At 41.7% G+C, this 23,703-nt stretch carries 13 protein-coding genes and 1 pseudogene; 5 read left to right on the top strand and 9 right to left on the bottom strand.

Going from position 1 to position 23,703, the window contains the following annotated elements; all coding sequences use genetic code 11:
* Positions 1–13 precede the first annotated feature (13 nt).
* Positions 14–1,843, bottom strand: a complete 1,830-nt coding sequence (locus BWI44_RS21315; RefSeq protein ID WP_195209957.1) for a YgiQ family radical SAM protein — start codon at positions 1,841–1,843, stop codon at positions 14–16.
* 939 nt (positions 1,844–2,782) lie between these two features.
* Between BWI44_RS21315 and BWI44_RS21310 the strand changes: the two are divergent.
* Positions 2,783–3,218 (top strand): annotated as a pseudogene (locus BWI44_RS21310) (sensor histidine kinase); the annotation flags it as partial.
* 10 nt (positions 3,219–3,228) lie between these two features.
* On the opposite strand, the gene BWI44_RS21305 reads toward BWI44_RS21310, so the two are convergent.
* The 4 genes from BWI44_RS21305 to BWI44_RS21290 all read right to left on the bottom strand — a co-directional run bounded on the left by BWI44_RS21305 (position 3,229) and on the right by BWI44_RS21290 (position 7,980).
* Positions 3,229–4,293 carry a hypothetical protein gene (locus tag BWI44_RS21305; RefSeq protein ID WP_195209956.1) on the bottom strand — a complete coding sequence of 355 codons (1,065 nt, stop codon included), beginning with the start codon at positions 4,291–4,293 and terminating at the stop codon, positions 3,229–3,231.
* 127 nt (positions 4,294–4,420) lie between these two features.
* The gene (locus BWI44_RS21300) at positions 4,421–4,633 is read right to left on the bottom strand and encodes a sulfurtransferase TusA family protein (protein ID WP_007663956.1); all 213 of its coding nucleotides are present in this window, start codon (positions 4,631–4,633) and stop codon (positions 4,421–4,423) included.
* Between the two features lies 1 nt (position 4,634).
* A complete protein-coding gene (locus tag BWI44_RS21295) occupies positions 4,635–4,952 on the bottom strand; it encodes a DUF8442 family protein (protein ID WP_007663951.1) in 318 nt (105 codons plus the stop codon).
* Between the two features lie 100 nt (positions 4,953–5,052).
* On the bottom strand, positions 5,053–7,980 hold the full coding sequence (locus tag BWI44_RS21290; protein ID WP_195209955.1) for a golvesin C-terminal-like domain-containing protein: 2,928 nt from the start codon (positions 7,978–7,980) through the stop codon (positions 5,053–5,055).
* A 416-nt stretch (positions 7,981–8,396) separates the two neighbouring features.
* Between BWI44_RS21290 and BWI44_RS21285 the strand changes: the two genes are divergently transcribed.
* Positions 8,397–11,042, top strand: a complete 2,646-nt coding sequence (locus BWI44_RS21285) for a T9SS type A sorting domain-containing protein (protein WP_138291130.1) — start codon at positions 8,397–8,399, stop codon at positions 11,040–11,042.
* Positions 11,043–11,151: 109 nt separating this feature from the next.
* Here BWI44_RS21285 and BWI44_RS21280 read toward each other — a convergent pair whose 3' ends face one another.
* The 4 genes from BWI44_RS21280 to BWI44_RS21265 all read right to left on the bottom strand — a co-directional run bounded on the left by BWI44_RS21280 (position 11,152) and on the right by BWI44_RS21265 (position 20,104).
* Entirely contained in the window at positions 11,152–12,459 is a 1,308-nt protein-coding gene (locus tag BWI44_RS21280) for a glucuronyl esterase domain-containing protein (RefSeq protein ID WP_195209954.1), read from the bottom strand.
* Between the two features lie 51 nt (positions 12,460–12,510).
* On the bottom strand, positions 12,511–14,865 hold the full coding sequence (locus BWI44_RS21275) for a T9SS C-terminal target domain-containing protein (protein WP_138291128.1): 2,355 nt from the start codon (positions 14,863–14,865) through the stop codon (positions 12,511–12,513).
* 88 nt (positions 14,866–14,953) lie between these two features.
* Complete coding sequence (locus tag BWI44_RS21270) at positions 14,954–16,864, bottom strand: RagB/SusD family nutrient uptake outer membrane protein (protein WP_195209953.1); 1,911 nt, start codon at positions 16,862–16,864, stop codon at positions 14,954–14,956.
* Between the two features lie 12 nt (positions 16,865–16,876).
* Positions 16,877–20,104 (bottom strand): SusC/RagA family TonB-linked outer membrane protein, encoded by a 3,228-nt coding sequence (locus BWI44_RS21265; protein WP_229036253.1) that lies wholly within the window; start codon positions 20,102–20,104, stop codon positions 16,877–16,879.
* Between the two features lie 521 nt (positions 20,105–20,625).
* On the opposite strand from BWI44_RS21265, the gene BWI44_RS21260 reads away from it, so the two are divergent.
* From BWI44_RS21260 to BWI44_RS21250, 3 genes are all read left to right on the top strand, one after another.
* Positions 20,626–21,306 carry a DUF4962 domain-containing protein gene (locus BWI44_RS21260; protein ID WP_286816358.1) on the top strand — a complete coding sequence of 227 codons (681 nt, stop codon included), beginning with the start codon at positions 20,626–20,628 and terminating at the stop codon, positions 21,304–21,306.
* Between the two features lie 64 nt (positions 21,307–21,370).
* Positions 21,371–22,354, top strand: a complete 984-nt coding sequence (locus tag BWI44_RS21255; protein ID WP_286816354.1) for a heparinase II/III domain-containing protein — start codon at positions 21,371–21,373, stop codon at positions 22,352–22,354.
* Between the two features lie 32 nt (positions 22,355–22,386).
* A complete protein-coding gene (locus BWI44_RS21250; protein WP_025831479.1) occupies positions 22,387–23,559 on the top strand; it encodes a glycoside hydrolase family 88 protein in 1,173 nt (390 codons plus the stop codon).
* The last annotated feature ends 144 nt before the right edge of the window (positions 23,560–23,703 follow it).

Below are 23,703 nucleotides of genomic sequence, written 5' to 3'. Positions count from 1 at the left end.
GCCTGATTCGTATTTATCGTTTTACATATAGTTTGTCAATCAAATCTTGCCGTCCGATGCGTCGCAATTCGTTGATGATATTCTTCCGTTCTTCCGGTTTATACCAGAAGAAGAACTGACGTTGAGCTAACTTTTCCCGTGGAGTTTTGGCACTAAATACAGGTTCCAGAGTATAAGGGTGGAAGCCGGTGTACCATGCTTCGGTGGCCACAGTCATTGGGGTAGGGGTAAAGTCTTGTACCTGTTCCAGTTGGAAGTCAAGACGTTTGGTAATGACGGCCAGTTCTGCCATATCTTCTTCCCGGCAGCCGGGATGGCTGGAGATGAAGTAAGGGATGAGCTGTTGCCGCAATCCTTCTTCGCGATTGATGCGGTCGAATATCTTTTTGAATTCCTGGAACAGGCTGAATGAGGGTTTGCGCATGATGCTCAACACTCGTTCGCTGGTATGCTCTGGAGCTATTTTCAGACGTCCACTGACGTGTCGGGCTATCAATTCACGGGTATATTCAGCAGTGCTTTTATTGGTTTCCGGATCTTTGCTCCGATGCAATAACAAGTCATAGCGTACACCACTTCCGATAAATGACTTCTTGATGCCGGGCAGTGCATCCACAGCATGGTAAATATCAAGTAATGGGCGATGACTACTGTTCAGATTCGGGCATACTTTGGGATGAATACATGACGGACGCTTGCACTTCTTACAAAGGGCTTCATCATTCCCCCTCATGTGGTACATGTTGGCCGAAGGGCCTCCAAGGTCGCTCAGGTATCCCTTAAAGTCAGGGAGTTCCATTAATGCTTTCACCTCTTTCAAGATACTCTCTTTACTACGGCTGACAATGAATTTTCCCTGATGCGCCGAGATAGTACAGAAAGCACAGCCACCGAAGCAGCCGCGGTGGATATTAACGGAAAACTTGATCATGTCATAAGCCGGAATACGTTTGCCTTTGTATTTGGGGTGAGGCAACCGGGTATAGGGCAAGTCGAAGGAGTGGTCAAGTTCTGCTTCCGTCAGCGGAGGATAAGGCGGATTGACAACGATGGTCAGGTCATCCACTTCCTGTGTAATGCGTGAGGCTGCATATTTATTGCTCTCTTCTTCAATATGGCGGAAGTTGGCAGCTTGTTTTTTCTTATCTTTCAGACACTCTTCGTGAGAGTAAAGGCGGATATCTCCTTCTTCCGGCACAAATTCCGCTGTCTTGCAAAGATAGGCTATTTGTGAGATGTCATATTGCAGGGGCAAGCCGGTATCAGCCTGCTGCTGCATTCTTTTTGCCAGTTCCACAAGTGGCTTTTCTCCCATTCCATAGATCAGTAAGTCGGCTCCACTATCTATGAGGATGCTTTTGCGTACTTTATCCTGCCAGTAATCGTAGTGCGTCAATCGGCGCATACTTGCCTCAATGCCTCCCAAAACAACCGGAATGTCGGGATAGAGTTTTTTCAGGACTTGGGTATAAACGATGGACGGATATTCCGGTCGCATATCCGGGCGGGCATCCGGTGTATAGGCATCATCACTACGAAGACGCTTGTTTGCCGTATATTTATTGACCATAGAGTCCATGCAGCCGGCACTGATACCGAAGAATAGGCGGGGACGTCCCAACTTTTTAAAGTCACGTAAATCGTCTCGCCAATTGGGTTGAGGCACAATCGCTATGCGCAAGCCTTCCGCTTCGAGGATGCGTCCCACGACGGCAGCCCCGAAAGAAGGATGGTCCACATAAGCATCTCCGCTGAACAGAATAACGTCCAGTTCGTTCCATCCGCGCAATTCCACTTCTTTTTTGGTTGTGGGCAACCAATCAGTCAGTCGATATTCTTTCATGCTGCAAAGATACGCATAAAATGAGGTTCAACCAGAAAATGTGCAATTTTTACATTTTATGTGTTATTATATTAAGTACTGTATCATAATTAAATGATAATTTAGGGGCGTGAATTGATACGCGGATTACGCGGATAAAGCAGACTAACGCGGAGTTAAGTGCTATGCTGTACAAGTCATCTGCGGATGAAAAATTAGGATTCGTGTTCGTCTGTCTATTCCGCGTAGTCCGCGTATCAATTCACACCGCTAAATGCCCATTTATAGTACAAACTAATAATGAATATCTACTTAGAAAAATAAGTTGGTACATCAGATAACTTATCTTCCACCAAACATAGCGTAGCTTTAAAATCTGCTGTTTGTTCTCCATATTTACTTCCATTAGTAGAATTTATTTGTCAGTTATCGTTTTGTGCAGAGATATGAGATAATGATGTCTGGATTGAGATTTCCCCATCGTGCGGTGCTTGATGAAAAAGAATGCAAGGAATCCTTATTAGGAAAATGCAAATAGAAAGCGTATGTGGAAAATAAAAAGGATATTGCGTAGTGATGCTCTTATAAAAGATTCAAAATATCCGTTTAAGGTGCGTTTTCAATCAAATAGACTTTTCGGAAACGAACGGAATATACCGGAAAGTAGCGGATAAAACCTTTTTCAGAGGAAACTTACGCTCATATTTCGGGTAAAATAACCTTTTATCCGGTAGGGCTACACCCTTTTAGGCATATAGCTACACCCTTTGGGGTACATGGTTACACCCTTTTGGGCAAATGGTGTAGCCCTTTTTTCAGCCGCACCCCTCCTATATTTAGATCCGTTTCCGCTACGGGGAACGGCAGTTTCCCCTCATGGAAACTCGCGTTTCCCTTAATGGGAACGCTTGTTTCTCCTGCAGGAAACGCTTGTTTTCCACCGTGTAAAAGACTATAATTGACTTGTTGAGAGAACTGGAAGGCATGTTTAAAGTGAAACTGTCCAATAACCCTTCAGTTGATTTGATCTGTGAAGCCTCCTTGCAACCTATTATCATGTATTCTGAACATCAGCGCATCATTCAGGTAATGGCAAACCTAATTCATAATGCGATTAAGTTTACCAAATCAGGTGAAATACGCTTTGGTTGCCACATGTAAGGAAACGGATACCGTTCATTTTTATGTGTCCGACACCGGGATTGGAATACCGGAAGAAGAGCAACAAGAAGTATTTACCAGCTTTAAGAAGTTGGATCATGAAGTGCCGGGAACAGGTTTAGACTTGACGCTTTCGCAAACTATCATTCGAAGCCTGGGAGGCAAGGTAGGGTTGGAATCTGAGGTAAACAAAGGGTCTACATTTTGGTTTGAAGTGCCTTTGCTTATGCGATAGGGCCTACTATTTACTTTATGCGGAAGGAATCCAAAAAATTGATAACATCCGGGTGATTAGCTTCGTCCCTGTATCGAAGTAGAACCTGAAGAATATATAATTTGCGTTTGATATAAAATGCACGGCAAAGAAATGTACGGTAATTAATCCCGTTTATTCCGGTGTAAGTAAAAGCTATGCCTTCGGGATTTCCGGATTTCATTTCTTCTTTTTTGAGTAGTTTACCTTGGGAAGTGGCATTGATAATCATGTGCATCAATTCTCTCCAGAAATACTCTTTTTGTTCGGAAGATATTTCTTCTGGCAGTTGGTCTGTATTGTAACATATTTCAGATATTTCATATACCTCTATAGGAGATACACTTACCTGAGAGATTACCTCCAGTTCTCCCATATATCCTGTTTCGGATTTCTTTGGGGCTTCGCCAGAAACTACTACATGATATTTGATTCCAGCTTCCGGAGAATCTGTTTTTTGAATCTTAGGGGTGAAGGGAAAGTTCATGGTATAGCTTAGGCTGTCGGTACTGATGCTTTTGATCTGATTATTATAAAGAGTTATCTGGAAACTGCGTATGAATTGTATCAAGTCAGCATTATATTTTTCATCTTTTTTGCATATAACTTCTAGTGTGTAAACTTTGTTCTTACCCGATCCTATGTAAAAATGAGTGTATTCTCCGGTCTTACTTTGCAGTACATAGCAATTGAATGGAATCATTCTTCCTTGCATGATATCTTTTTCTATGAGTCGCAATCCTTGACTATGAAGTTTAAGAGTTGTCAGTTCTTCTTCTTTGTATTCAGCATAAGTACTGTCAGTCGGGTTAGAGGATTCCCACACCGTGATTTGATATAATTTATTAGGATGATCTTTTTCGTTTATAATATTTTCAAAGCTATAACACGTAGATTCTCCTTCAGTCAGCGTACTTGCTGTAGGAGTTTGATAAAAAGAAGCTATAAATCCTAATTTGTCCATCTTGGCAAGATGCCATTCGGGAATATCTTGTGCGCTTAATGGGGTGGCTACAATTATTATCAGGAGTGGAAGGAAAAAATAGAGTGTTTTCATGTTTCTGATGTATTAGCTTGAAGTATAGTCGAATAAAAAAGACGGGAAACATCACTGCAATGTATCCCGTCTGTGTTTGTATAGGGGCATTGAAATTTCTTTTATGAAAAAAGTTGCGGATTAACTATTACATCTTGAACTGCAAGATCATCCGTTCTTCGTCGTATATTTCTCGGAAACCAATGCTCTGTTCCGCGAGGTATTCCTTCAAATCCTGGAAAGCCTCAGCGTTATTCATAATAATTTCCAACCTCTCACCCGGCGCGGTTTCGCACATAGCTTTGACTGCCGGGATGAGAGGACTGTAAAGTTTTTGACCACAGGTATCGATTGTTTTCATTTCATGATTCCTCTTCTATGGGTTCCTGCTTGGAAAGCCATTCCAGATAGAGCTTGATCAACTGTTGTAATCCGAAGGCTTTCATGTTGTTGTGGTATATCACGTCGATGCAGAGGTCGAGCAGATCTTTGCTGTCCTCCTCTTGTGATGCGATGAGGGAGCGGATATTCAGTCTCAGTTTCTCCAGAACAGACTCGTCTACAATGCCGTTACTGTCAATAAGATGACGGAAAAGGCCGTATTTCTCAATAGTAGCCAGATTTTCTTCGGATATTTCTAAACTGCGGGTACCGCTGGGGTTTGCTTGTATAGTGTACATAGTTTTTTTATGTTTTAAAGGTTTATACTCTGAGAGCAAAGATAAGTTTTTCACCACAGATTATGCATACTTTCATTGATTATTCTTCCTTTTTTTATTTTTATTTGCGTGAATCTGTGGTGAGGAATTGCAGGATAGAGGCCATGATAGCATTACGATCCGTTTCCTTCTCGATACTTTCAAAAGGAAATCCCATGACGAAGGTGCGGTAATTGCCCTGATAAGCAATGGCAGCACTTTGATTGCCGGAATTATACGTGAATACGGGGAAAGCACCACCTGTAGGAAGAATACATTCCGGAGCAGTTACGGGATAAGCATATTCGTTGGGCAGGCGGGGGATACTGAATGTACGTCCCAACCCACTGATATTTCCTGAATAGCTGTCAGTGATAGATTGGCCGTAGGCGTATTTCAAAAGATTCTGTGTAAACTCCCGGTCGCCTTGCGAGTTATTCATATCGCTACCGATGTAGGAACCGCTAATAAGTAGATTACCACCGGACTGACAGTATGATGTCAATGCGCGTTGCATGGGGGAAGAAAAGGTTTTATAATACGTGTTACGAGCCGGGTTACTTTGACGATCTTCTTTCTCTAGTCCAAGAATGTAATCCACAATATTATAAACCTCCAATGGGACGCGCCCGTTTTCTACAGCTTCATCGCTGCATGATACAAAGCTATAATTACCGGCTGCCTGTATTGCTTTTCCGTGTATGAAAGAGTAGTCGAAGGTATTTCCGGCAATTTTTAATCCTTCCCACTCGTCGCTGCTGCGTCCCAACTCCTTTTCCGTTTGCTTGCGGGAGAATTCGGTTTGAGCGCCGCAAAGAGAAATGTCATATAGATAAGGTACGCCCGGATCTTTTGTTAAATCAAATCCGGCTTCAATAGGAGTATCGATGACTGCTGGTCCACTGATACGGTCGAAGCCGTTGACAATCAGTATACGTCCTTTTTCCTTCTTGGCTTTATAAGCAGCAAGAATCTCGGACGGAAAACTTTCTCCCCCCCGATTGGCTGCGGTTACTTTAAAAGAGTAGACAATACCCGGTTCTATTTTGGCTGTATAAGAAGGGCTGCTGACACGTACGCCATTATCAAATCCTCCGCGTCCGATTCGGGTATAAACAATGTACTCACGTGGTTTGGCTGTAGGTTCCAGTTGATCCTCCTCACCCTTCCAGGAGAGTTCCAATGTATTCTTTTTATCGCCGAAGCGGATGGAAAAGTTGCTTACGGGAAGTGGTTGCACCACATAATCCTTACCATGCTGATTGCAAAGGTATTGCAGAATAGCTTTATAAATGGAACGTCCTACGGTGAACTTAAAGTTGGGGTCGTGACCGAGGCGCATATCTGCAAAGTTCTGATGTGAAAGCAGTTCGATGATAGTAGAAGGCACTGCCGGAAGGCGGGTTTCACTATAATTACGGTCCCATAAGCTGCGGCGTGTCCAGTCTATGGCATAGTTGGAGCGGATATCGCGCTGGAGTTGGGTGAGTATGATATCGGAAAGATCACGCGAGGCATACCGATTGGTACCACCGGCAAGCAATCCTTTATTGAATTTGGTAGTATAGATGCCGAGTGTTCCGACAATTTTGTCTTCTTTGTTGGTACCGGCATCGCTGTGTAATGCCATTGCCATTTCGAAGGGTACTCCCAGTCCTTGCTCTTCTGGGTTGAAGATGGAACCTCCCGACAGATAATTAATCATTTTGGAACGAGAGTTTATATCATCGGACATATCATCTTTCCCTTCACGTCCACTATAAACGCGGTAGGGCATACCTGCCCATTGTGCAAAATAGCGGGAGCCTTCCAGATATCGGGGTAGTCCGCTGGTTTCTCCACCACGTGCGATATTTCCCATTCCTCCGCCAAAACGTACGGCATCGGCACAGACAACGCCTTTTTCTTTGCTTTCATTACTTAGTACTACCATGCCGTAATCGTTTTTGCCTTTATCAAAAGCAAATGTTCCAAGATATACCCAGGTGCCTCCGCCGATTTGCTGGTTCACTTTGAATTCAGTGACACCTCCGTTGTGAAATACGAGATATTTGGCATCGCTTACACTGTTTGGCAGAGTTTGATAAGACACATATACGGCATATTCCCCCGTTTCAGGAATGTCAGGCACCCATTCGACAAAAGCCTTGTCCTTTTTCTTTTCGGTTTGGGCATAGCGGGCTGTCCCGGTAATGAAAGGATTTTCGTTATCTTGATATACTCTTTTCTGTTGGGCAAATCCTGGTTGGTTTGTCTGTTGCCAACGTGCTTTCCGGCTTTTGACTTCTAAATAGAGGGAGCCTTGTCCGCCATATCCATTCAGGCTTCCGTCATTGTCGACGATGACTTCCTGTTTTTGTGTATCCCGTTCACGGGGGGTGAATACATTGGCTCCGGCATTTTCCAGCATGGGTATGAGGTAGGGTAAAATGAATGATTGTGTGAACTGGTCTTCTGTTGTACAAAACAGGCGTGGACGTTGCCATCCCCATGTATTTTTGTCGTTGATATAATATTTTCCATGACTTTGCCAAAGGGCGATATGTCTTCTTTCCAATCCACGGGTAATTTCGTATGGACGTGAGATGCGGGTTACCCACGGATTGCTTTTGTATTCCAGCTTATTAAATAGACGTGTTTTGTCTTCCTTCCCTTTCCGGTAAAGATTTGGAATGAGGTCTTCAATGCTTCGTCCGTTTGCAAAAAGGGTTATTTTGAAATAACTTACCGGTCCTGGCAAGATTTGTCCCAAATGCCGATAAATGGCATCTACTGTTACTGGTCGTAAGGGCTGGTAGGCAAAGCGTTCGTTTGTATAGATGAGCAACCTCTTTTTTCGGAAGTCGATACGGAAACTGTCCAACTTGCAAGTACCTATATTTATCGTATTGGTGGTATATTCTTTAAAGAAAGCTTGTAGCCGTTCTTCTACATTTTGTTCGATGTCTTGTGCCGGAAGAAGTGTTCCATACAACAAAAGTAAGATGCTGGTTAGAATTATTTTTTTCATACTTATGGAATGTTCAAGTTTGTAATGTCTGCTTCTATGTGGCAGTAGTACATACAAAAGTACATAAAAGAAGATTGCATTGTTTATTGAATTGCTTTCTTTTTGATATATTTTGCAAATCTGTATTTCAGAAAACGCTCCCGATGATTTAGTTGTAAATTATTGGGTTTGGTAAAGATTCGGTATTTGCAATGTTGTTGAATTCATACATAATACTTATGAAAAAAATATAGCATTGCCTGGTTGAAAACGCGCAGACAGAAATGCATCCTCTTTTTTTTATCCTTGCATTTTCTCATGAAATCGTTTCCGATGATTTATCCCTGTTTCTTTGAACAACCTGTTTCAAATCCTTAGTTTTGTCTTGCCAGCCAGTTTCCGGCTGTAATTGTATAATCACTAAATTACTAAAATTTATGCAGAAAAAGACACTACTCCCTCAATCAGTTCACAAATTAAAACGAATTTGGATATTATGTTTGATAAGTCTGTGCATTGCACCATTAAATGCGCAAACTTTATACAAAATTGAGATGCCCAATTACATCCTGCAAGCATCAGGCACAAACACAGAGACTTTGTACATCAAAAACAAGGAATCTGAAAACCTGATTCAACTCGGAAAACTAAAGTTCGGATGGACACCTGCCATCACAATGGAAAATACATGCAGTTATGAAATCATTGAAGTAAACGGATATCAGGCCATCCGCGCCACCTACACTTTTCCTTCATCTGTACCTTCTTCCATTACACTGACCGGAACCTTCATTGCACGTCCCGACCGGGTAGACGTCCAATATTGGGTTTCCGGTGTTCCTACCGGATATGTCACCAACTGGGGAGGCTCACAATTTCGCTTCATACTCTCCAACAAGGCAAATACCCAAATATTGCCAGAGGCCAAACTCGGCTTATGGCAACGGGATGCACAAGGAGGATTGCCCATTGAAGCCGCAGATTCCAATTTCTTCCCATTCCTCATAAAAGATAAAATAATATGTCTGGCCTATGGTCCTGAGAATAAGGCTAATTCCAGTTGGAAGGACGACTGGTACAGGCATACCGTCTTAATTGATAATAAAGACGGTTCCTATTCCACGAAGTTCTCCGTACTGGTGGCTTCTTCGGACTGGCCGTACGAAGCCATCTGTGCCCAATGGAAAGGACGTCCCTTTGCATTAACTCTCAGCACCGATAAACCTTACAATTGGTGGGAAAATGCATCCGGAACATTAAGCGTAAAAGTAAATCTGGCCAACACTTCCCAAGAGAAGAAAAATTGTACACTCAAATATTGGATCAGAGACTATGCCGGAAATTATGTTGTCAATGAAAGCCGTTCACTTACTTTAGAAGCCGGTCAGCTACAGGTCTATCCCATTGAGTTCACCCCCGAAAGCGAAAGAGAAATCTACTTTGTAGAGGCTTCCATCGAGGATGAAACTGGCAAGGAGCAAGTATTTCACAGAACGAATATAGGGCTCCTCCCTCCACACGAATTCACATCTACTTCTGATGAAAACATCATGGGACTTTCCGCTTACTGGGCTATCCCCGACTCAACAGAATTGAAACGGTTACTCAACAGAATGGGGGTCAGATGGGTAAGAAACGGAATTAACAGCAGTTTCAAGAATATCGAAGCAATGTATCATAACAATATCGACTGGACAAAAAAGTGGAGTGATATAGAACGAGATAAACAAATCCGAACCTGCTTCCAAGAAATAGTGAAGAACGGAAACAAAATTTGGGAGTTTGGCAATGAATTGAATATGAGTTCTCCTGATATAGGTGGAGCCGGTGAAGGTATCGGAAAAGCACTATTGGCCGAGTCTTATGTGAAATGGTTAAAAGCTATCCGCAAGATACAGTCAGAAAAAACGGAATGGCAAAAAATTAAAATTATATCTTTCGGTTTTGCCGGTACTGACGAAGTATTCCTGGAAAAACTCGTCACACTAGGAGGTTGGGAATTGCTGGATGGAATAGCACTTCATCCAGGAAGAGGTAACTTTACTCCCGATTATCCTGTAACAGTTCCATGGAATGAATTTGAGAAACCTTCTTCAGGATATCAATACTGGAATTACTACGGTTCCATCCGTATTCTCAAAAACTTCATCAAAGCACATGGAAATGATAAAGATTTATACCTGACGGAAGTCTACGCACTTGACTTTCCGAACCATTCATGGAATGACACTCCCCGCGAATCAGCCGAGAACGTGGTCCTCTCATTTGCACTTGCCGCTGCTGAAGGAGTAAAGAATGCACTCTATTACCAGCTATTCAATTCAGTATGGAACAATCAATTAGGCGTGAGAGAAGACAACCGTGAATATTTCTTTGGTCTAATCAACCGCGATCTAAGTTTCAAGCCTTCCCTCATGGCCTACTGCAATATATCCGAAGCGTTGGATGGGGCTCGTTTCAAAGGATGGATCAAGTTTAGTGAAAATAATCCTTTCAGCAAAGGAATCATGTTCGATACGCCTAAAGGTCCTATGAGTATTATTTGGGATAGAATAGAAGGCGATATACTTCCACGTCCCAATGGGAACAGTTCTCCGGAACCTTGGATCAGTTCATGGAATATACAAACGGAACTGACTTTGCCCTGCAAAGAAGAAAGCATTACGGTATTGAATGCCATCGGACAAAAAGAATCAATCCCGGTGAAAGACCATAAAGCTACAATAACTCTAACCGGAGCTCCTGTTATTATTTACGGCATGGATGCCTCTCAGATACAGCTTCACGGAGATGCACCGACCGGCGTAGAGAATCTTTACGTCAACGGGAAAGATATACAAATAAGTCCCAATCCAGTAAAGGATCGATTGTTCATCAAAGCTAATTTTCAGTCGGACATCGAGCAAATGCATCTCTATATTTATAATGTAATCGGGCAGCAGATTGTAAGTCAATCAATTCCGGTATCAGGTAATGCCTTGGAACACAGCATAAACGTGACTGGAATCAATGCAGGAATCTATTACGCAGTCTTCGACATAAATGGTGTCGAACGCATAACCAAGAAGATTATCAAACAATAGGACAGTTTATATTATCCTTAAGATAGAAGTGTTACACAAAGCAATCTTTTTGCTTGGGTAACATTTCTATCTATCTTGCGAGCCATGCCCCATATGCCTCGGTGTTAGGTCACTTTCTGAACCATTTATCTGCAAACTTCACATACTGTTTCCAGTCATATAGAGTGATGTCGTGCCTGCCAGAACGAATGTGGTAGGCGATACTACCGTCTTGTAGAGGAGTATCGCTTGGAGGCATCTCTTGGGCATCTAGCCCCTTTGCTCCGAATATAAACTCATATATCGGACTAGCATGTACTCCGGATAGGAATTCTCCTTTAGGGTCGGCCCATTGGTCTTCGGTGGCGCTGGCAATATAAACTGGACGTGGGGCTAAAAGAGCTATTAACTCATGCTGGTCAAAAGGAAGCGTGTTCTCTTTGCTGTTGTATTTCCGGAAGTTGCGACAAAACCAATGGGGAAACTGTTGGTTGATGGCTTGAATGGTTTCTCCGATTGCACGTCGGGAAAGGGCGGCCCCTCCGCAACCGGAGCAATTGGAGATAATCATAGCAAAACGTTGGTCTGTGGCTCCTGCCCATAAGGCGGCTTTACCATGCCGTGAATGTCCGAACACGGCTACTTGGGATGTGTTGATATCTTTGTCTGTTTCGAAATAGTTCATCGCACAGCTCATGGCCCATGCCCACGCGGCTATGGTTCCCCATTCGTCGTTAGCCGGATGATGTTGTCCTTTTTTGTAGAATAGAGGGTGAACTCCATTTTTAAATGCATCATCAAAATCGGGGTCAATGTCTCCGCGATAGATTGTGGCAAGGGCGTATCCGTTTTCCATTAGCATCTCAATGGGCCATCGGGCAGCTGCAATGCCTCGGGGAGGCAGTCTCTTCCATAAAAATTCTTTTTGTTTTTCGGGAGTTGGATAGGATATACCGGGATCTAGGCTGATGGTATGGTTACCTTTGAAGTTTAATCCGAAGAATAGAGGAACTGCTCCTGAACGCTTGTTTGGAATATATATGAGGACTGTAAAGTAGTGTTTGTCACTTTTTGTCAGGTAAACCGAAACTTCCTTACGTGTAGCTATACCGCCTAACGCATTTTTGTCTTCTGTCAGAATTTTGAAGTGCATATCTTTCGGATGTTTAGGTGCTTTGCCGAACATTTCCGTTTCGAAGAGCCGGAGTAGTTCCGGCCTGCGTTTTTGGTTCCATTGTTTCAGGGTATTTATAGTGCTTCCGTTTTTCATTATCAATGGATTAGGTAGGTCGTAATTCGGAATGTTTTCTTCTTCATAATTTGCTTTAGAAGCAAGATATCTGAAGATAGTGTCTTTAGGAAGACTTTCAGCCAACACCGTAAGTACAAAACACTGTAAGAAGCACAATATTCCTGTAATCTTTTTTTGAGTATTCATAGTAAATAGTTTATATTATTCTTAATCTTTTAAACTTTATGGTATCCTTGATTAATGATAAAGCTGAATTCGTGATGCATCTATTCCGTATATTACGCAAGGAGCACCAGTCAATTCTATAGTTACCTGATTATTGGTAGTAGGGACTATCTGTTTTTGTCCGATGGCATTCAGTAAGGTGACCTCTGGAACATTGCTTGGCAATGTCAGTCTCTTTTTTGTTTTCCATGAGCTTACCCAAGGTTCCGGAAAAATATCTCCGTTGGGATGAGTCAGGATATTTCCTTCTGTCCTGTCCCAAAGTACAGCCATGCTTCCCCGAGGAGTATCAAATAAAATTCCTCTGCTGAACGGATGCTTTTCGTCCATCCGTATCCAGCCTTTGAATGTGGCTTTATCCAATACTTCAGCCGTGTTGCAAAAGGCCATCAAAGAAGGCTTGAAGCTTAAATCTCGGTTGATCATCCCAAAGAAATACTCCCGGTTAGTGGCATTTACTCCTAAATGGTCGAACCATACGGAGTTAAATAGCTGATAGTAAAGTGCATTCTTTACTCCCTCTGCCGCTGCAAGCGCATATGATAATAATAAATTCTCCGCCGCCTCGCGAGGAGTGTCATTCCATGAATGATTGGGATAATCAAGCGCATATATTTCGGTGAGGTACAAATCTTTGTCGCCTCCATGCTTTTGTATGAAGTTCTTGACTACTCGGATAGAACCGTAATAATTCCAGTATTGATATCCGAAAGCGGGCTTCTTGAAATCTTCCCAAGGAGCGATTACCGGAAAATCAGGTGTAAAATTACCTCTGCCCGGATGCAATGCGATTCCGTCCAGTAAGTCCCATCCTCCTAATTCTACAATCTTTTCCAGGAAGACCTCATCTGCACCTGCTATTCCGAATGAGATAATCTGAATGTTCTGCCATTCAGTTTTTTCTTTTTGAACTTTGCGTATGGCTTTCAACCACTCTATATATGCTTCGGCCAAACTAGCCTTACCAATGCCTTCACCGGCACCGGCAATGTCCGGTGAACTCATGTTCAGTTCATTGCCAAATTCCCATATTTTGTTCCCATTCTTCACAATCTTTCGGAAAAAGGAACGTATCAATTCTTCCCGCTCTGTATCTTTCCATTTCTTCTTCCAGTCTATGTTATTGTGAAATGTGGCTTCTATGTTTTTGAAACTGCTGGTGATTCCGTTACGTACCCATCGGACTCCCATCCGGTTTAATAAACGTTTTAGATTCATGGAATCGGGAATGGCCCAATAGGCTGAAAGCCCCATAATGTTTTCATCGGGTGTGGCTTTAAACTCATGAGGAGGCAATATAGCCAGACTTGTCCTCGAGAAAATCTGTTCTTTTCCGTTTTCATCTTCAACGGAGACTTCTACAAAATAAATTTCCCGTTCTGTGTCTGCTGTAAATTCAATGGGGTGAACTTGTACTTCTCCTGTTTCTAAGAAGTATTTTTTGGAGTCATTCACTATGTAATTTCCGTCATAGTCACGAATCCAATACTTAAGTATGCATTTTTGTGGAACTGGTGACGTATTGATGATTTTAGCTTGTACGCCGATTGGAGCAGTTGCGTCCTCCCACCAGTTATAGACTTTCTCTGTGGTGAGTGTTAAGGCAAATGGACGTTTCTGCCATTTTGCACTGATAGCTTCGTAAGGCCATCCATAAGGAGGAAATAGGATTGAGAACTGAGTGAAATAGTTGCCGTCTTCTTGACGAGATAGAATCGTATGTCTGTAGTCCTCGCTTTGCCAATTTGAGTCGACTTTGTTATCGGCTCCATAAGTAAGGCAAAGCAAGCGGTTTTTTATCAAAAACGGGAATATTTTGGCATCGGCTGTTTCTAACGGAAGTCCTCCTTTAGCATCCCGCTGCCATATCCCCAATTTGGCTTCCGGAAGTTTTTGAGTACCGGCGTTTTCGGGCAGGCAAAAACGGAACTGCCATCCTTTCCAGTCAGCCTTGTACTTTTCGGGAACTCCTGAAAGCAAATACTGTACGTCCACCCGGTCTTGATGCACTATGAATGTACCTGTAAGTTTCATCGAAGTCGGTACTGATGGAGGAAAAAAATAATGGATACGAATGGCACTTGCCCCATTCACCTCAGTTATTTCATATTTACAATTGTTTTCGAGTTTCTGTTGAGACCACCGACCAAACTTCAGCTCACCGAGTTGCACCAATGTCTCCGATTGTTTGTTTTGCAACAACAACCTTCCTTTATCTTTGGATGCTATTCTTAAAATATAATTGGAGGATTCAATCTTATAGTTTGCCAGCATTTCTATGGGTGCTATACAGAAATTGATTATTAACAATAGTAACCATTCTCTTTTCAATTCGGCAAATGAAATGTTATATAAAAGCTTATACATATCTTTATTCTTTGTAAATTATAAAATTTACCCCTGCTACAAATATTATGTGGCAGGGGCAATTTTTCATAAAAGTGGATATCCACGATTAATCTTTCATGAACTGGCCTTCTTCGGGTACCTGCAAGGGAGTTACATTATTTTCACAACCTAAATAACCATTATTTTGATTAATGTGCCCATTGGTGTTGGCTCTGATATCTTTGTTAGGAATAGGCCATAACATGTGATGAACACTCATGGTGTATTCAGCAAATCTGTTCTTTACACCTTTGTTATAGAAATTGTTATGTTGACTGATCCAGTCGAACCAGAAATTGTATCCGGCATCTTTCAAGTTGCTGGCTCCCTTTGGACCACATAAGTTTTCCATTTTGTAGGTACGTCCGTTGAATATTTCACAAGGTTTACCTGTCAGTGCGTATGTATAAGCGATACGAACCAATGTAATGTGACGATGTTCTTCGTAATAAAGTTCACGTGCACGTTCGTTCAGAATTTCACCGATATTGATGTTTTGAGCAGTCAGCGGATTGGCGCCTGCACGGTTACGGACTATATTCAGCATATTGGCTGCTTCACTCAGATTATCTTTCCAATAATAGCATTCGGCAAGCATCAGGTAAACTTCGGCACTACGCATCAGGTAAATAGGGCTTGAACCACCTTTCCATTGACCGCTACCTGCTGTCGGATCCGGAATATAAACTTTGTAGTGCGGCCATGAAAACCAGCAGCGGATTGAATCACCGCAAGACATATTCACTGGTTTTACTGCCTTCTTTCCATACCAGGGATCATTAGCTTTCTTCAGGGCCGGGTCATTATAAATTAGGTCTTCCATACGTCTCCAGCTATCGTGGTTGTAGCGGCCACGTAAGTCATTTTTCTCTTTCTCTGTCCAGATGGTATATTGGAAGTAGTTGGTGGGGCGTACACGGGCAATGCCTCGTCCATATGTTTTGTTCACGTCTTCCACAATGCCGGCTGTAACGTCTTTGCTGTCGGGAGTGACGGCGAAACCAGTTTTACCACTCGGAGTTTTTACTACGTTATTATTCCACATAGGAACACAGTTAGCCATGATTTCTGTTTTTGCAGAACCTGTGCCACTGGCATTATTCGGTTCGGATACACCATATAATATACCTTCTGTGTTGGCCGGATCACTTTTGGCTTCTACGCTATGCAGATCAAACATCAGGTTGGGATGATTGTTTTTAGTGGAAGTAAAACGGTTGACCATCAGTGGGTGTTTAGCTACGATTGCATTTCCAACTTTGATAGCATTGTCGAATTCTCCCAATGACATATAGACTTTCATCAACAGTACGCCACAGGCCGATTTTGTGGTGTGTCCACGGTCTACTTGTTCGGGTACCCATTGGTATGCAAATTCCAGTTCTTTTTTCATACGACGCAAGATGCTCCAACGGTCACATGTATTAAAATCATACCGTGGGTATGTGACTTCGACATCAATGAAGGGGACATCCCCGAACTGGTTGATTAGTCGCCAGTATCTGTAACAACGTTGGAAGTAACCTGTACCTAATACTTTGTTCTTTTCAGCTTCATTCACGAATTTTGTATCTTTCATACGTGAAAGTACTACATTCGTATATTTTATTTGATTCCAGTTCTCATCCCAGTTATGTGATGTCAAATAGGAGTTTTCTGCATTATTAAAGTTCGCATCCGGCATTAATTGGCGATCCATATCCTGCAAGGGTCCTGCTTTATCAGTCGTTCCGCTGATGCAGAGGTCGGAGAAGATAAGTTCACAAGTATATCCACTTCCGTTTCCAAAGTATTCATGACGCATGGAACGCTCGGCTGCTGCCAGAGAAGTGAGCAGACCGTCAGCATCAACGTATGCATTTTCAGGAGTGAGGAAAGAGAGGGGTTTAGGTTCCAACCAGCTTTCGCTACATCCGGTTAGTAGTGCCGTACATAAAGCGGCACCACTGATAGTTTTGAATATTCTGTTCTTTTTCATTGTTCTTTCAAATTAGAGTGTAAAGTTAATACCGAAATTGAATGTTCTTCCCATTGGGCTGTTTGATTCAGGATCCCAGCCGTCGTAATGAGGAGCAAAGACTGCTACATTATGAATGGATGCGTTGAAGCGTAAATCTTGGATACCCACAACTTTTGTCCATTTTTGTGGCAGGCGATATGAAACTGTGATATTGTCCAAACGGATAAATGACTTGTTTACATAATGTGTTCCTAAATTCTTTGAACCGATACGTGCATAGTCATTAATCGGATTTTCCGGTGTCCAGTAAGGCTGATCGTAACCGCAACTGATAGAAGCATCGAAGTTATTGTTGGCGGCATCAGCATATGAACCATGGTGTCCCCATAAAGAGTACAACATGAATGAAACATCCAAATCGTTGAACAATTGGAAATTGTTACGTAATGTCCAGCGGAAGCGGGGAGTCGTATATTTCTGATGTCTCTTGTCATCCTGATCCAATTTCCCATTTTCATTGAGGTCCAGATATTTAAAGTCACCCGGCTGACAACCATATTTTGCAGCTTCTTCAGCTTCATCTTGTTGCCATACACCATCTCCTACATAATCCCAAATGCGGTCTGGGTCCTCACCAATAAACCATTTGTTAGTGATATCATCGTCTTCCACCTGACCGATGATATTACCGTCAGCATCAAGAATATTCTTCATGTTACCGTACAAGTGCTTAATCTTACGGCGGTTGAGTGAAAAGTTGCCTGTAGCACTCCATTCAAAGTTTTTGCGTCTCATGATGTTGGCATTCAATGTCAATTCAAAACCTGTATTCTGGAGTTGTCCCATATTACTCAATACTTTGCTGAAGCCGGTGATGGGTGGGATTGCACGGTCCATGAGCAAATCATTGGTCATTTTCTTGTATACTTCGATAGAACCGCTTAAGATATCTCCGAAGAGTCCGAAGTCCAAACCTATATTATATGATTTAGCACGTTCCCATTTTAACTTGCTATTGGGCATTTTTTGGTTCAACGTATAAGTTGTGGTATAAAACTTACCACTTCCATCGATCCAACAAGTCGGATTAGAAGTCAGTTCCGCGAGAGCGGCATAGATACCAATGTCTCTATTTCCATTTTCACCCCAAGAGAAGCGTAATTTACCATAACTTAGCCATGAGGAGGTTTTCTTCATGAATTTTTCTTCTGTGAATACCCATGCCAAAGCAACGGCAGGGAATGTAGCACGTGGGTTCATCATACCGAAAGCTGAGTAACCGTCACGACGAACAGAAGCAGTCAACATATATTTATTGCTAAAGGAGTAGAATAGACGTCCCATTAAAGCATCACCGGTAGTGTATTGGTCAGTACTCAATGCAGTAGGATTGTTGCCCAAGTGGATACCATGATAGCCTAATGCGTCACTCGGATTGTATCCCTTGTTAGTACTCTTAGTCATCCAACTTTGTGATTTTTCGGCGTTGACTAGGAAAGTAGCTTCTACTTTATGTTTATCGAAGAACTCATATTTCCAGTTGAAGACATTGTCTACCTGCCAGTTGAAAGCTTTATTATGCTGGCGGAAGGAAGAGCCTCCTTCTCCTGCCCAAGCATCATTCTTGGCTGATTTGTGCTCAAAACTTTCGTTCCAGGCCAAGCGCGGAGTAAAGTTCATCTGGTAAGAGAAACCGAATGGTAAATTCAGGCGTCCGTAGATAGTTCCGTCCAGATTCATGTATACCTGTTTCTTATCTGTATATTTACGGTCATAGAATGGGTTGGCGATGGTGTTTGAACCATTAGGATAGTGCTGGTTAGCACTTTCTGGATTGTTAACATCATTACTACAATACGGAGAAAACCATGTCAAAGCTTTAGTATCGACAGCAATAGCACTTTCGTCACGGCTGGAGAAGTTCATATTCAATCCCACTGTGATATACTTGCTGACATTGGATTCCAGATTCAGGCGGGTAGTGAAACGGCTAAACGCATCACCATCTTTGATACCTTCATTGTCCATATAGCCAATGGACCAATAGTATTGGTAATCTTCACCTTTTTTGCTAATGCTGACGTTGTAGTTTTGTTGTACTGCATTGTTTAACATCAAATCTTGCCAATTGGTTAGTTTACCATTGAAATAATTATTGATTTCAGGGGTAGATAGGTCCAGACGTGACAACCATTTCGTTATTAGTTCTTCTTCTGATACAGACGTAACTTTATCCTTCTGGTCATAATTGTACCAGTCTACTTTATCTATTCCATTAAGCTTCCTTGGATCGATATACATTCCCGGATATTGTTCAAGGTATTCATCCGTTTGCCTACCGATTTCGTATGCTTGACGGAAATCAAGAAATTGCTCGGCGTTTCTGAGTTTGCGGCTCTTAATAGGAGTGACTAATCCCCAACTTGTATTGACGTTAATCACTGGCTTGCTGCCTGCTATACCTTTCTGTGTAGTGATAGCAATGACTCCGTTTGCTGCTTTTGCACCATATACAGCAGCAGAACTGGCATCTTTCAGTACGTCGATTGAAATGATGTCGTTGGGGTTCAATTCGCTAAGTTCGCCATTATAAATAACTCCGTCTACAACAAGTAACGGTTGTGAACCGGCTTTTAAAGTACCTTTACCACGTATAAGGAAGTCGCCGCCACCTTTTGCTTCGTTGTTGACTGAGATGTTCAGACCGGCAGCATTAGCACGCAATAAGTCGTGCATATTACGGGGCATTTCTGCTTTTAAGTCGGTCGGACGAATGTTTGAAATAGCACCGGTTAAATCCTTCTTTTTAGCTGTACCATATCCGATAACTACAACTTCGTCGAGTGCTTGAGCGTCTTCCTGCATTGTAATGTTCAGATTGCTTTGCTGCACTTTGACTTCCACATCTTTGTATCCGATATAAGAAAGAACCAGTGTTTGGCCGTTTTTTGCGGTAATGGTAAAGTTACCATTCATATCTGTGATGACACCGTTATTGGTACCTTTTACCATGACAGTAACGCCAATAAGGATTTCTCCCTTGTTATCTACTACATGCCCTTTTATTGATATATTGCCCGTTTGTTGTTCCGAAGCAACACTATGAATCTGCGTTGAAAGGGATGTCGTAATGAAGGGCTGACCAGCTTGTACTGTGCCAATGCCCAACAAAGCAGTCAGAACTACTGATTGGGCCAGACGATAGCATCGTGTGTGACCTTGCTGCCACATGCATGGATGTGATAAATTGTTTTTCATATAACTGAATAATAATTAGTATTTAGATATTTATTAGGCTTTTACTGATTGCAACTTTATGATTTTCAACCTCAAAATTGCTGGATAATAATGTTGTTTCTATTCTGCTCATTTTAGATTTGTTTTATGTTATATATTGAGTTACACATGCAAATCTCTGAAATAATATGATAACTTATGCAAAGAATGATGAAAATCATCGGGAACGATTTTGTAGTTTTTTAATGTTAATAGCTTGTTATATAGTTGATTATTCCTATGTAAAAACATACTTTTGCATACCTTGCACAGAAAGATGGTTAGCTTTAGTTAAGGAAAACGTTCCCGTCGATTTTGCAGATAATGATTCTATATTATTCTATAATATTGTGATATTTGTCATGTTGTTGAACTTTTAAGTAATTAATATGATGATATATTTATTCCTTTTTTGTAAACCTCGTCTACAGCGAACAATCTTATTGTCAGTTTTAGTTTTTTATTCTTTAGTGCTGTGTGCGCAGTCTTTGGATTATGAAAGAATGAACCCTCATCCTCGTTTATTATTAACGCAAGGAGGAGAAGAAGCTGTGAAGAGGTCAATAACAAGCTTCCCATCGTTATTGAAGGTTCATGAGCGTATTTTGAAAGAATCTGATGAGATACTCATCCAACAAATGGCGGAACGAGTTATGGAAGGGAAGCGGTTGCTGGGTGTTTCCCGTTTGGCATTAAAACGGATTTTCTATCTTTCATATGCCTATCGCATGACGAAGGAAGAAAAGTATGCTTATCGTGCGACACAAGAAATGCTTTCGGTAAGCCGTTTTCCAGATTGGAATCCATCTCACTTTTTGGACGTGGGAGAAATGGTGTTAGCATTATCCATAGGTTATGATTGGCTTTATGAGTATTTGGAACCGGAAATACGTTCTATAGTACGTGACGCAATTGTAGAAAAAGGTCTGGATGCCGCTGCTCCTGATGAATGGTTTTACAGGGCGGTATCTAACTGGAATTCTGTTTGTAATGGTGGTTTATTGTGTGGTGCGCTTGCAGTTTTTGAGGATGTGCCGGATAAGGCAAAAAAAATTATAGAGAAGTGCTTGTTGACTAATCCTAAAGTTTTAGTGGCTTATGGACCGGATGGAGGATATCCGGAGGGCTTTCATTATTGGGGATATGGTACCCAGTTTTCAGGTGTTACTTATTGCTGCCCTTGAAAGTGCATTGGGGACAGATGCCGGGCTATCCGAATATCCCGGTTTTTTGGAATCAGCTCGCTTTATGGAATTTATGACAGCTCCAAGTGGCGAATACTTTAATTTTTCGGATGCTGTTAATGGAGTGAGATGTAATATGATGATGTTTTGGTTTGCTAAGAAAATGGGGGATTTATCTTTACTATGGTTAGAAAATCAATATTTAGAGGATCCTTCAGTTAGTTTTGCAGAAGATCGTTTATTGCCCTGTCTGTTGATTTTTTGTGCTCATCAGGATTTGAGTAATATACAACCGCCTTCCTGTCGTTTTTGGCATAATGGTGGAAAGACACCGGTTTTTATTTATCGTGGCGGATGGAATAGTAAAAAGGATAGCTATCTGGCCGTAAAAGGAGGTTCTCCCTTAACTTCTCATGCGCATATGGATGCCGGTTCGTTTATTTATGAAAGGGAGGGAATACGCTGGGGGATAGATCTCGGTATGCAAAATTATTTAAGTCTGGAGAGTAGAGGAGTAAATTTATGGGATCAGTCTCAAGAAGGCCAACGGTGGGAAGTGTTCCGTCTTGGTAATATGGCACATAATACGCTTACGATAAATAATAAGCGGCATTTAGTGAATAGTTATGCTCCCATAAGCAGAATATATAAAAGTGAAGATAGGAAAGGGGCAGAAGTAAATCTTACAAGCGTTTTTGCTGATGATATGGAAAAAGTTGTTCGCATCATTTATCTGAATGAAGAAGATGATCTGATTGTGAAAGATGAACTGGTTACGGGAGAAAAAGAGGCTTTGGTAACTTGGATTATGGTAACACCGACTGAAGCAAAAATCATCGGTAAGAATCAAATAGAATTGGCTAAGGATGGACACCGAATGTTGCTTACCGTGGCTGCACCGGATGATGTTGAAATGAAACTTTGGTCAAATGCCCCCCTCCATGTTTTTGATGAACCTAATCCGGGAAGTATGCGTGTAGGTTTTGAAACTTATCTTCCTGCAAACCGGAAGAATTTGTTGAAAGTGACATTAAATCTTATCAGATGAATTATTTGTTAATTAAATTATAAAAAGGATTTATGAAAAAGAAATGGCTCTTATTAAGTTTAATTGGTTTCCTTGTTTCGTGTTCGAAACAGGAATCAATGGATGCATTGACGGCACGTGTATTTACCGTTGCTGAACAGCAGTATTTGACAATGGATACTCGTTTGGAAAGTACTACTTTACCGCAGTCTATAGCTCCGGACAGTACATTCAAATCTTCGACAATTTATTGGTGGTGTAGCGGGTTTTATCCCGGTTCACTCTGGTATATTTATGAGTATACTCAAAATGAAGCCGTGAAGACATTGGCCGAAAAGAATACGTTGAAACTGGATCCTATTCAATACGTAACCAATGACCATGATGTAGGTTTCCAGTTAAATTGTAGTTATGGTAATGGTTTTCGTCTCACGGGAAATGAAGATTATAAGAAAGTTCTTTATCAAGGGGCACAATCATTGGCGACCCGCTTTAGTTCTGTAACTGGAGTAACCCGAAGCTGGGATTTCTTGCGCCGTGGTTGGAAATACCCTGTTATCATTGATAATATGATGAATTTGGAATTGCTGATGTTTGCATCGAAAACCTTTGATAATGATACTTTGGAATATATAGCTCGTACACATGCAAATACTACCCTTAAAAATCATTTCCGTAAAGATTATTCTTCTTATCATCTGGTAGATTATGATCCTGAAGATGGACATGTGCGTAGCCAGCAAACAGTACAGGGTTATGCCAATGAATCATCATGGGGGAGAGGGCAAGCCTGGGCACTTTATGGCTATACAATGATGTTTCGCATGACCGGAGATGAAAAGTATTTGGAACACGCAGAAAATATTGCCGATATGCTTCTTTCACGTCTTCCGGTTGATGGTATTCCTTATTGGGACTTTGATGCTCCTAACGGTAATGAATATCGCGATGCTTCAGCCGGTGCAATAATGGCCTCTGCTTTTGTAGAGCTGAGTGGTTTTGTTACAGATGAGAAAACAGGACAAAATTATCTCTCAATAGCTGAAAAACAACTTCGAACTCTAGCTTCACCTCATTATCTTGCTGAACCGGGAACTAACTGTAATTTTATTCTAAAGCATAGTGTCGGTAATCTTCCGGAAAATAGCGAAGTAGATGTACCGCTTTCTTATGCCGATTATTATTTCTTAGAAGCATTGTTGCGTTATAAAAAGGCTGTGGAATAAGCTTGTAAAATCCTTTCTCTCGAAGAGTGGGCTTGTTTAAGGTTAACGCTTCGAGAGAAAATGCATTTAACTCCTGTTCTTTTCCTAATATATATCCGCCAGATATGCACGCTTTTTGCAGGGTTATGAACACAATCCAACTCC

The organism is Bacteroides sp. Phil13, from assembly GCF_001940965.1.
Taxonomy (GTDB): Bacteria; Bacteroidota; Bacteroidia; order Bacteroidales; family Bacteroidaceae; genus Bacteroides; species Bacteroides intestinalis.
This window is presented reverse-complemented; position numbering and strand designations above follow the sequence as displayed.

Coding starts and splice junctions, on each gene's coding strand:
- BWI44_RS21315 (WP_195209957.1), bottom strand. CDS start 1,843: ATGAAAGAATATCGACTGACTGATTGGTTGCCCACAACCAAAAAAGAA.
- BWI44_RS21305 (WP_195209956.1), bottom strand. CDS start 4,293: ATGAAAACACTCTATTTTTTCCTTCCACTCCTGATAATAATTGTAGCC.
- BWI44_RS21300 (WP_007663956.1), bottom strand. CDS start 4,633: ATGAAAACAATCGATACCTGTGGTCAAAAACTTTACAGTCCTCTCATC.
- BWI44_RS21295 (WP_007663951.1), bottom strand. CDS start 4,952: ATGTACACTATACAAGCAAACCCCAGCGGTACCCGCAGTTTAGAAATA.
- BWI44_RS21290 (WP_195209955.1), bottom strand. CDS start 7,980: ATGAAAAAAATAATTCTAACCAGCATCTTACTTTTGTTGTATGGAACA.
- BWI44_RS21285 (WP_138291130.1), top strand. CDS start 8,397: ATGCAGAAAAAGACACTACTCCCTCAATCAGTTCACAAATTAAAACGA.
- BWI44_RS21280 (WP_195209954.1), bottom strand. CDS start 12,459: ATGAATACTCAAAAAAAGATTACAGGAATATTGTGCTTCTTACAGTGT.
- BWI44_RS21275 (WP_138291128.1), bottom strand. CDS start 14,865: ATGTATAAGCTTTTATATAACATTTCATTTGCCGAATTGAAAAGAGAA.
- BWI44_RS21270 (WP_195209953.1), bottom strand. CDS start 16,864: ATGAAAAAGAACAGAATATTCAAAACTATCAGTGGTGCCGCTTTATGT.
- BWI44_RS21265 (WP_229036253.1), bottom strand. CDS start 20,104: ATGAAAAACAATTTATCACATCCATGCATGTGGCAGCAAGGTCACACA.
- BWI44_RS21260 (WP_286816358.1), top strand. CDS start 20,626: ATGAACCCTCATCCTCGTTTATTATTAACGCAAGGAGGAGAAGAAGCT.
- BWI44_RS21255 (WP_286816354.1), top strand. CDS start 21,371: ATGGAATTTATGACAGCTCCAAGTGGCGAATACTTTAATTTTTCGGAT.
- BWI44_RS21250 (WP_025831479.1), top strand. CDS start 22,387: ATGAAAAAGAAATGGCTCTTATTAAGTTTAATTGGTTTCCTTGTTTCG.